Consider the following 397-nt stretch of genomic DNA (forward strand, 5'->3'; position numbering starts at 1 on the left):
TCCGTCGCGCCGAGGGCTGGGGCGGCCGCCGTGTCCGTCGCGCCGAGGGCTGGGGCGGCCGCCGTGTCCGTCGCGCCGAGGGCTGGGGCTGCGGGCGCGTGCGAGTCCCGTACGCCCCCAGCGGCCTGGGCGTGCGAATCCCGTACGCCCCCAGCTGCCCGGGCGTCCGTCTCGCGAAGGGCCGGAGCGGCGGACGTCGCCGTCTCGCGGGAGCCGTCGGCGGACGTGGGGCGTCGGAGGGCGTCGTCATCGCGCGTAGCTTCGGGGGTCGCGGCGCTGTGGGGCAGGTCGGCCGAGCCCACGGCGGCCTGTCGCAGCCCGCGATCGACCGCACCCTCCCCGGCCCGAGGCACCTCACCCTCACCGGAGCCCGCGGCTACGCCACGCACCCCACGAC

1 protein-coding gene is annotated in these 397 nt (G+C 79.3%); it reads left to right on the top strand.

Annotated features, from left to right (window positions below; genetic code table 11):
• Window positions 1-397, top strand: a 397-nt coding sequence (locus tag ADL12_RS54210; protein ID WP_425265148.1) for a hypothetical protein, incomplete at both ends; no start/stop codon positions are given.

The organism is Streptomyces regalis (genome assembly GCF_001509475.1).
Taxonomy (GTDB): Bacteria; Actinomycetota; Actinomycetes; order Streptomycetales; family Streptomycetaceae; genus Streptomyces; species Streptomyces regalis.